The organism is Diplocloster hominis (genome assembly GCF_032380655.1).
In the GTDB taxonomy this organism is placed as follows: Bacteria; Bacillota; Clostridia; order Lachnospirales; family Lachnospiraceae; genus Diplocloster; species Diplocloster hominis.
Genome location: NZ_JAWDIY010000050.1, coordinates 22,852 through 32,924 on the forward strand (window position 1 = coordinate 22,852; position 10,073 = coordinate 32,924).

The window sequence follows — 10,073 nt, forward strand, 5'->3', positions numbered from 1 at the left end:
TTCTAAGTCCATCTACATTCTTTGTGTATCATGCATAAAAACGGGTTCAAGTTGCATGGATTTCTGCTGAAATTATATAAGGATTCGTTTATAATAACCATAGGACAGTTAAAAGGCCGGAGGACAGCATGAATAGAAAAATCTTCATTCCGCATCTTATCACTTTTATCACAGCATTCTGGGCAATCTACCTGGTGGCCTTTATCACCAGGTGCCAGCTGCAGTTGTTTCATCACGCGCTTTTTGTAAGGCAGAGCCGCCTTCACGTAGACTGGGTCATCAATCACAGCCTTATATTCAAATTAACCGCTTCCATCATTCTCTGCGTATTTGGGATCGGATGTTATCTGATTCACCTGCTGGCAGTGGAAAATAATATTTTTCTGCACTTATCCAGACTTTGTTTTTTGTCATCCGGAATGATCAGCTGTGTGTGGGAAATCAATACGATGTTCACTACCCCCAAAACAGACCGGTTAATCTGGATCAAAAGCGGCGATCTGTTTCTGATCTTATTTTCCGTGCAGGCCATAACCCTGCTGACACGTTTTCTGATAAAAAATGTGAGGCCTCTTTTTTCCATTCTTCTGTACGGATTGACCCTGCCCTTTACGGCCGCGATGGTACTGCTGACCCCGGTAAAGGCTTTAAAGGCGCTGCATGTTTATCTGATTTTATTTTTTATTTTCGGAATCTGCTTCTGTTCCTATCTCCTTTATCTGCAATCAGGGCATATTTTGAAAATGATATTTTCCACAACGCTGCTTTTGTTTCTTGGTTATACGGTTTTTACCATTATGCAGGCCAGGGACGATCCGGGACTCGTTCAGTATCACAGTTATCTGCCCCGTATCCTGCTGCTCCTGCTTACATTTCTTATCTTCCTGTTTTCCTATGGATTCCGGGAATACCGGAACCGGATCTTTTATAATAAAACCCTGAACCGGAAGATTCACGAGGCAAACCAGTTTAAAGAAGAGACGCTGGACCATATTATGAAATTCACCCAGGCTCCGCTGAACCGGATCAGCGGCTTAAGTGAAGTACTGCTGGAGGACACCGGCGGGAACCTGCCGGACGCCCAGAGGAAAATACTGCTGCAGATGCAGTCGGTGGTAAAGAACCTGAATACATTAATGGATAATCTGCACACTTACAGCATCCTTCAGGGAAAAACCGTCTCCCTGGACATGATGAAGGTCAGCTTCTCCACCATCCTGGAAATGGCCATCGACGATATCGTCACAGGGGATGAGCTGGTTTGCGCAGACAGGATTCATTATTCCATGGAAAATACGGAAGACTATATCTACGGGGACCCCTATTATCTCATGCAGGTGAATTATAACTTTCTGCTGGCCCTTCTGGATATCCGGAACCAGGAACCGATTCAGATCCAGACCAGCAGGCAGAAGGACCGGTTATGTATCCGGATGAGCGTTACCATAGGAGAGGGGAAAATGAAGAAGGTACAGCGAATAAAGCGCATCCTAAATAACCGGTCCGCATATATCCGGGAAAACCTGAACAGCGAAGAGGAACTGACGACCATCATCGCCAGGAATCTTCTTCTCATGCAAAACGGTGAATTAAAGGCGTTCGCTGCCAATCAGAAGTTTTTTGTCATTCACTACTCCATACCGGTCTGGAATGACCAGGGACAGGCATCGCCTCACACGGAGAGTCCTGCGGTCGGTCCATCCTCCGGCTATAAGGTCATCCTGATCAGCACGCTGCCAGAACAGATCGAGCTGATCAAATCTTACCTGGAGTATTCAGCCTATGACCTTGTGGTCTTTCACACCTCGGAGGATGCATTGCGGTATATGGAACATACCAGGCATATCGGAGTCATTCTCATTGGCACTACATTTTTAAAAATGAGCAGCCAGCAGATCATCCAGACGATCCGACGGCAGTTTTCAATGGGACAGATGCCGGTGATCCTGATCCGAAAAGAGATGTTCGGCCAGCTGACAGACCCTGTTCTGTCCCAGATCAATGACATACTGGTCGAAACCTTTACCCGCAAAGAACTGCTTTGGAAAATCGAATGCGCCATTTATCTGAAAAAATCGGTATCCATGGCCCTGAAGTCCAGAATTGATTTCCTGCAGTCCCAGATGGACCCGCATTTTATCTTCAATGCCATCAGCACGATCATGCCGCTGTGCATGGAGGCGCCGGATAAGGCGTATGACCTGCTGGACAGCTTCAGCAACTATCTGCGGGGCAGTTTGTTCGCAGGGGAACTGCAAAAAAGCGTATCCCTTTCCAAAGAGTTAGAACTGGTACAGGCTTATTTAAAAATCGAGACGGCCCGATTCCATGAGATGATCTCCTATTCGATTAATGTAAACTGCAATGACTCTACCAAAATTCTTCCTTTGATGATTGAACCTATTGTGGAAAATTCCGTGAAACACGGCAGACGGGGGACACAGAAATTAACGATTCAGATTGATGTGATACAGGATGATGACTGGATCTATATACAGATTCAGGATGACGGCGCGGGAATCTCGCCGGAACGCCTGGAACAGATACAGGAGATGAATACTCAGACCTCCATCGGCCTGGCCAATCTGATTAAGCGGCTGAAGCTTTACTATAACGAAACCCTGAATATCATAAGCGAGCAGGGGCAAGGAACCACCGTCTCCTTCCGGATTCCATGCCGTGCGGCTGATATGCAGGAAAGCTGACTTTACCTATCTAATCTAACACTTTTGCAGAAGAATGGAGGTTCGCAATGATACGCGTCATAACTCTCGACGATGAACAGCTGGCATTGGACAATCTGAATTTTATCTTAAGAAAATTCCCGGAACTGGATATCATCTTATCCACGACGGACGCCAATACCGCGTTAGATTCCCTGCAGTCCCTGAAACCGGATCTGATCTTTGCCGATATCTCCATGCCGGAGATCAACGGCATGGAAATCGCGGAAAAAATCCTGGAATTGAAGCTGTCCACCAAAATCATTTTCATCACTGCCTATGAGCAATACGCGCTGGACGCGTTCCGGGTCAATGCGGTGGATTATATCCTAAAGCCGGTCACCACCTCCAAAATCCGGCACTCCCTGGACAAAATCACCTCTCTGTCCCAGGGCCGGCCGGACCTTACTCCAAAAGCCCATGGGGAGTTCCGCATCATTGGTACCCAGAATAACCGGTTTTATATCATCCGTCCCGAAGAAGGGCAGTTCATCAAGATGGAACTGCGGGATCTGATTCTGGTCACACAGTCCGGAGAGTACCTGCTGCGGCACAGCATCTCTTACTGGGAAGAGAACCTCGTTCCCTATGGGTGGTTCCGCTGCCATAAAGGCTATCTGGTAAACATGAACCAAATCGAGGCGATCTATCCGATGTTTAATTCTACCTATAATGTAAAAATCAAGAACCAAAAGGATGCGATCCCTGTCAGCCGCACCTATATCAAAGAGTTCCGGGCGCTATTAAACATCTGAAAAGGGGACATGTCCCCTTTTCTATCATTTAGAATATGCAATGCTTTCGAACTCTTCTTTTTTCACAGGCCGGTAATAATAGAAACCCTGGGCCAGCCGGCCGTTCAGTTTTAATAGGATATCCGCCTGTTCCTGATCCTCCACTCCCTCGCAGATGACCATCAGGCCCAGTTCTTTGGCCAGATGAATCAGGTTCCTGACAACCGTTTGTTCCCGCTCAGCCCGGATACCGTGGGCAATAAAGCTGCGGTCCATTTTCAGCACATCAGCCGTCAGCTGCTGCAGCTGGCCAAGCGACGAATACCCCGATCCGAAATCATCAATGGCGATCAGAAAGCCCTTCTGCTTAAGTTTTGGCAGCAGCGTTTCGATCACGGCCGGGTCTTCGATGATTGCGCTTTCGGTTATCTCCACGATCAGCAGTTGATGCAAAACCTGGTATTGGTCCGCGATGGCGCTTAAGTGTTCCGGGAAATCCGGCTGTTCAAAGTGCAGCCTGGAGAAATTACAGGAAACCGGCAGCACCGTAATATCCTGGTCCATCCACTTGCGCATGGACCGGCATACATCCTCGAACAGCCACAGATCCACGGTTGTAACCATTCCGTTTTTTTCAAACAGGGGGATAAAGGCGCCCGGCATCAATAGTCCTTTTTCCGGGTGGTTCCAGCGGATCAGGGCCTCACTGCTGATAATTCGCCCGGTTTCCATGTCCACCTGGGGCTGATAGTATACCTCCAGCTCGCCCCGGCTGAGCGCAGACCCCAGTCTGTTTTCCAGCTCTTGCTGAAAAATAGCCTGCTGGCGCATTTTTTCATCGTAGCACATGACAAAATGATTGGGATTATTTTTTGCGCTGCGTCTGGCATAATTGGAGAAATCCATCATTTGCTGGATGCCTGTCTCTTCCGACGGGCTGATGAGATAGGCGCCGTATACCATACCGATCTGATAAGGTATCCCCGTTTTTTCCTGACGCCAGAGATCCAGCTGCTTTAAGATAGCTTCCAGCCGGATTAACAGCTCTTCCCAATCCGTATATTTCATCAGAATCACAAAGTTGTCCGCGGAGACCCGTCCACACAGCTCTTTGTCACATTGATTTTTCCGCAATATACCGGCCAGTCCGATCAGCACTTCATCCCCCACACCAAATCCAAAATGATCATTAATCAGCCGGAACTGGCAGATATCGCTGTAGAGCAGCGCATAATCCCCTCTGTCCTTCCCGCGGGCCAATTCCTCCCATTTCCTATAAAAGCCATTGATATTATATAATCCCGTTAACTCATCTTTATACAGCAGTTCCTGGATTCTTTGGTTGCTGCGAAGGGCGATCTTTAAGTTATGGCTGATCAGGAATATAATGATCCCCAGAATCAGGCAGATCGCAATGATCACAGCCGCCATATGCTGTCTGATCAAATCTCCGATACTGAACTGGTTTCCCTTCGCCATATAATTGATCAGCGAAGTATCGATTTGATCCCTGGGTAAATATTGCACACATTTGTTAATTATGGAAAAGAGGCGCTGATCCGCTGAAAAGGATACCCCCACACACAGATCATTGCTGTACATACTTAGAGGCGCAGCGCTTAAGTCGTTAAACTGCTCCTCCTCCAGATAATAACTGGCGACCTGGGTATTCATAAAAGCTGCGTCCGCTTTTCTGCTGTTCACCGCCTCGAGGCAGGCTTTGGCTGATGGATAATAAACGATATCCATCTCCGGATTATCCTTTTTCACATCCTCCGACAGCTGATATCCTTCCGGCTGCGCCAGACGGATGATCTTCTCATTCCCCGTCCGGGTAACCATCGCGGTTGGCGTCCGCAAAAAGTAGATGGTTGAATTGATCTGATTTCTCCGGTCCCAAAGATAATCTCCATCGGACACGCAAAGAACATCGATGTCCCCTTTTTCCAACAGTTCCAGCGCTTCCGCCTGCGGATGCGCCTCGAAGCGGAATTGAAGGCCGCTGCTTTCCGCTATAAAATGCAGGATATCCGACGTAACTCCCGTAAACTGGCCGGTACCCGGCTCTGTATAAGAAAGAGGAGCGAAGTCCGGATCATAGGAGGCCACGATCGTCCCCGCCTGCCGTATAAAATCCTGTTCTTCGTTCGTGAAAACCGGTTTCTGATTAGCGCTGGGCGCCAGATATTTGTCATAGAGGTCCATTTCATAGCCAGGATTACCCAGCATAATATCGTTCATGGCCCGGTTTAAGTATTCCAGTACATCTTCCCTCTGACGCGATACGGCAAAATACAGCGGACTGGGTGAAAACTGTGCAACACTCCGGAATGTACTGTTTTTCCCCAGGTGGGTAATCGCCACCCCGTCCAGGGTACCGTCGTCCAGAGCAGCCAGCAGCTTATCCGTCTCATCATATTCTTGAATCTTAAGGGTGATTCCATGTTCCCGGCAGAAGGCTTTAAAGTTCTCTCCATCGATACCGCCGCTTATGATACCCACATTCATCCCCTGAAAAGCTTCGAAATCTTCATAATTATACCGCTGGTCATCCGGCCTCACATTCAGGGTCGTATAGATATTACACATTGGCTGTGTGCTGAACAGCATCTGGCTGGCCCGCTCCTCTGTGTAATAGACCGCAGGAAGCAGATCAATCTCTCCGTCGATCAGCATCTGCAGCGCGGATTCCCAGCTAACCGCATCGATCACATCGTACAGGAAGCCGCTGTGTTTGGATATCTCCTGCAAAAACTCAAAATTGTAGCCGACGTATTCCTCGTACTGATTCCGGGACATATAGTCGCCATCCTCATAATATCCGACTTTCACAGGCTCTGACGCATTTTTCTCCGAAGCCTCCAGAGGTAAAACCGTGCCGATAAACGTGAAAAGAATGGTTAGAAAACACGTTGCGCTTTTATATAGGTTTTTCATTGTCTGCTGCACCTTCTCTGATCATACCATTTTTATAAAAAAATGGCCTCTCTTGCCGCAATGATACTGTAATATAGTATAACTCAAATGCCCAGAAAAAGTAACCTTAAGTATAAATTATCCGCATCAAAGCTTTTCTTTATTTTCATCCCTGCCCAATCCCGGCTCAGGCTCAATACGGCCTCAGACTAAGGACCTGTATTTTACCATCGTATAAAGTCCGTGCCCGTCCAGGGCTTTTCGATTGTCCTTATATGTATAACCCATCTTTTCATAAAATCCACAGGCAGTTATAGATGCGCCGATCTCTATTCTCTGCGCCCTACGGAACAGTTCGTCCTGTTCCAGCGTGTCCATGATGATTCTTCCTATCCCCCGCCCCTGATATTCCGGGAGAACAAATATGGTTACTAAGCCGCTTTCGGTCAGGCTTCCATTGAGACTTTTGACAGAACCGGTACCGATAATCTTATCCCTCTCGCAAATGACATACATGTGGGCATTTTCAGCGATATGACATACCTGCTTTGCATTATGCTTTTTCGCCAGGCGTTCCATTTCCTCCTGACTGTAGTCTTTTATATTCACTTCTAAGAAATTCCTTTGTATCAATGAGGCAACCTCCGACGCGTCTTTCTTTTCAAACCTTCTCGCAGTGAACATCCCGTTCCTTCCTCCTGCTAAAAAATATGGGAAATACTGATAATTTGTATTTCCGTCTCAATGATAGAATTATAGCTTTCATTCTTTCTGTCATGGCAAGTGTAGCTGGCTACTATATCTGCAAATAGCTAGACCGAAACCATAAAGACAGCTAGCCAAAAAGAAATCCCGTGTACTGGCATACACGGGATTTCGCTTTGTGTCCAAATGGACATACTTAACTTCCTAGCTAAGACTATTCTACACCAAATCAAGTGTTATGTCAATTTCACACCTTAAACCGGTACCCCACGCCCCAGATCGTCTCAATATACTGAGGTTTGGCCGTATCATATTCTATCTTCTCCCGGATCTTCTTCACATGCACTGTAACCGTAGCGATATCTCCCACGGACTCCATATCCCAGATCTGGTGAAACAATTCTTCTTTTGTATACACATGATTGGGATTCTGTGCCAGAAAGGTCAGCAAATCGAACTCTTTCGTGGTAAAATTCTTCTCTTCCCCATTAATCCAGACCCTTCTGGCTGTCTTATCTATCTTCAGGCCCCGGATCTCTATGATTTCATTTTCCTGATGGCTGCTGTTCATCAGCCGCTCATAACGCGCGAGATGAGCCTTCACACGGGCTACCATCTCACTGGGGCTGAAGGGTTTCGTCATATAATCATCCGCCCCCAGGCCCAATCCCCTGATTTTATCGATATCATCCTTTTTCGCCGATACCATAATGATCGGTGTGTTTTTATTTTCCCGCACCTGACGGCAGATCTCGAACCCGTCCACCCCAGGCAGCATCAGATCCAGGATCAGCAGATCATAATCCTCCGCCATCGCCCGTTTCAAACCGATATCTCCGGTGTTCTCGATCTCCACTTCAAATCCGCTGAGTTCCAGGTAATCCTTTTCCAGGTCCGCGATACTCTCTTCGTCCTCTACAATCAATATTTTACTCATCCACTGGTACCTCCTGATATTTTCTAAGCACGAAATACATGACTGTCCCTGTTCCTTCCTTGCTGGTTGCCCAGATCTTACCGCCGTGGTCTTCAATGACCTTCTTTACGATGGATAGACCGATTCCGCTTCCGCCCTTGGAAGAATTCCGGGAAGCGTCCGTGCGGTAAAAACGGTCAAAAACGAAGGGGAGATCTTTGTTGGAAATTCCCTTTCCATTGTCTTCGATCTCAACCTGGATAAAATCTCCCACATCTTTTACCCGGATATTTATATAGCCTTTAGGTTTGTCTATATATTTTACCGAATTATTGATAATATTATTAATCACCCGCTTCAGCTGTTCCGCGTCGGCGATAATGACTACATCCTCCGACACATAATTAAAATATGCCAGTTCGATATTCTTCGCTTCCAGATCCAGTCCTACTTCTTCTATACAATCATTAAAATAATTGTTGACATTAATTTTGTTAAACGTATACGGAATGCGGTCGGTATCAATCTTCGAGTAAAAGGTCAGCTCATTGATCAGCCGGTCCATGTCATTGGCCTTATTATAGATCGTTTTAATATATTTGTCGATCTTCTCCGGGGTGTCCGCCACACCGTCCATGATGCCTTCCACATAGCCTTTTACCGCTGTGATCGGCGTCTTCAGATCATGGGAAATATTGCTGATCAGTTCCTTATTCTGCTGGTCGAACTGGAGCTTTTCCTCTGAAGTGATCTTCAGGCGCTGCCGCATCTCCTCAAAATCCATACAGAGCTCTCCGATCTCGTCATCCGCTTCCGGTTCGATCGTAAAGTCCAGATTCCCCTCTTTGATATTCTGGGCCGCCGCTTTTAACTTCTTCAAAGGAGAAGCAACGCTCCGGTAGATCCAGGACGTCAGCACCGCGCTGGTACAGACCAGGATCAGGATAATGGTGATCATCATGTCAAACGCGAAGGACCGGACCTGCGGAATCACCGCTTCCGCGGATGTAATGATGAATACACTACCCGGTTCCCCATCCGCACAGTTAAAATCGATCTGTTTGACCAGCGCCTGGACCTCACCGCCCAGGTACACGCCGCCCTCCAAAGTGGAATCATAATTCCCATATTCCGGCAGATGCTTAAAAATTTCGGAAACATCCTTACCACTTCCATTATAAATTAACGTATCCCCCCGCCGGGCCAGTATATAAGAATATTTCCCATAAAGCTCGTTATTCACGGTGCTAAGATAAGCCTCGCTTTCCAGTTCAGAACCGTCCGTGCGGGCTTTATCCTGGATCTTGTCATGGGTGGCTATGGTCAGGCGGCTGAGAAATTGAACGGAATTCGCCAAAGACCCATAGTCATCCCCCGAGATGCCATAGGTCTCCTTCATAGACCGGAGCTGGTAATTACCGAACCCCAGCAGCGCCACCGCAGTCAGCAGCACCGGAACAAGAATAATTGTAAAAAATGCAATAATCAACCTGGTTTTCAACTTCAAGTGCAAAAACACCTGCTTTTCTATATATAATAAAAGATCCTCCAGGATCTCAGATATCGTATTCCCGCAGCCTCCCCCAAACCTTCCGGCAGCTCCGGCTGCATAACTATTGTTTATTATAGCACATGGTCAATCTGAATTCACGAAAACTACTCTAAACAATTATAAAATTTTCATAAATTAATACCTTCTATACCATACCTATTATACCATACCTTTTATACCATTACCTTTTATACCATACCTTTTATACCATTACCTTTTATACCATCACCTTTATACCATCACCTTTATACCATTACCTTTATACTATAAGTAAGTCCATAAAGCATCCCCCCTCTCACGTTCACCAAAGCAGGGAAGCCCTCCGGGGGGCGGGATGGGATGCTCCTGTCTGGGGAGGCGGGGCGGGTGCCTGTCCTTTGGCGGGCATAGGGCGGCTGTGCTGCTGCTTAGTGGAATCCAGGCCGCAGATTCAGGATGCACGGCGGACTTCACGTCCGACGGGCAAGGGCCACTGAACCGGGAACGCATCATGCGTTCCTGGTGAATTGGCCCGGTTCCTGAATCTG

At 47.1% G+C, this 10,073-nt stretch carries 6 protein-coding genes; 2 read left to right on the forward strand and 4 right to left on the reverse strand.

The features are described 5' to 3' along the window. The first annotated feature begins 128 nt into the window (after positions 1 to 128). Together ABC831_RS24605 and ABC831_RS24610 are read left to right on the forward strand one after the other, a co-directional pair. Positions 129 to 2,705, forward strand: coding sequence for a histidine kinase (locus ABC831_RS24605; RefSeq protein ID WP_343250719.1), 2,577 nt, complete (start codon positions 129 to 131; stop codon positions 2,703 to 2,705). Between the two features lie 47 nt (positions 2,706 to 2,752). Beyond that, entirely contained in the window at positions 2,753 to 3,478 is a 726-nt protein-coding gene (locus ABC831_RS24610) for a LytR/AlgR family response regulator transcription factor (protein WP_343250720.1), read from the forward strand. 24 nt (positions 3,479 to 3,502) lie between these two features. Here ABC831_RS24610 and ABC831_RS24615 read toward each other — a convergent pair whose 3' ends face one another. The 4 genes from ABC831_RS24615 to ABC831_RS24630 all read right to left on the reverse strand — a co-directional run bounded on the left by ABC831_RS24615 (position 3,503) and on the right by ABC831_RS24630 (position 9,501). Beyond that, entirely contained in the window at positions 3,503 to 6,394 is a 2,892-nt protein-coding gene (locus ABC831_RS24615; protein ID WP_343250721.1) for an EAL domain-containing protein, read from the reverse strand. A 183-nt stretch (positions 6,395 to 6,577) separates the two neighbouring features. Further along, a complete protein-coding gene (locus ABC831_RS24620) occupies positions 6,578 to 7,057 on the reverse strand; it encodes a GNAT family N-acetyltransferase (RefSeq protein WP_343250722.1) in 480 nt (159 codons plus the stop codon). A gap of 268 nt (positions 7,058 to 7,325) precedes the next feature. After that, positions 7,326 to 8,015 (reverse strand): response regulator transcription factor, encoded by a 690-nt coding sequence (locus tag ABC831_RS24625; RefSeq protein WP_343250723.1) that lies wholly within the window; start codon positions 8,013 to 8,015, stop codon positions 7,326 to 7,328. After that, complete coding sequence (locus ABC831_RS24630) at positions 8,008 to 9,501, reverse strand: HAMP domain-containing sensor histidine kinase (protein ID WP_343250724.1); 1,494 nt, start codon at positions 9,499 to 9,501, stop codon at positions 8,008 to 8,010. The genes ABC831_RS24625 and ABC831_RS24630 overlap by 8 nt, the downstream gene beginning before the upstream one ends. Positions 9,502 to 10,073 lie beyond the last annotated feature (572 nt).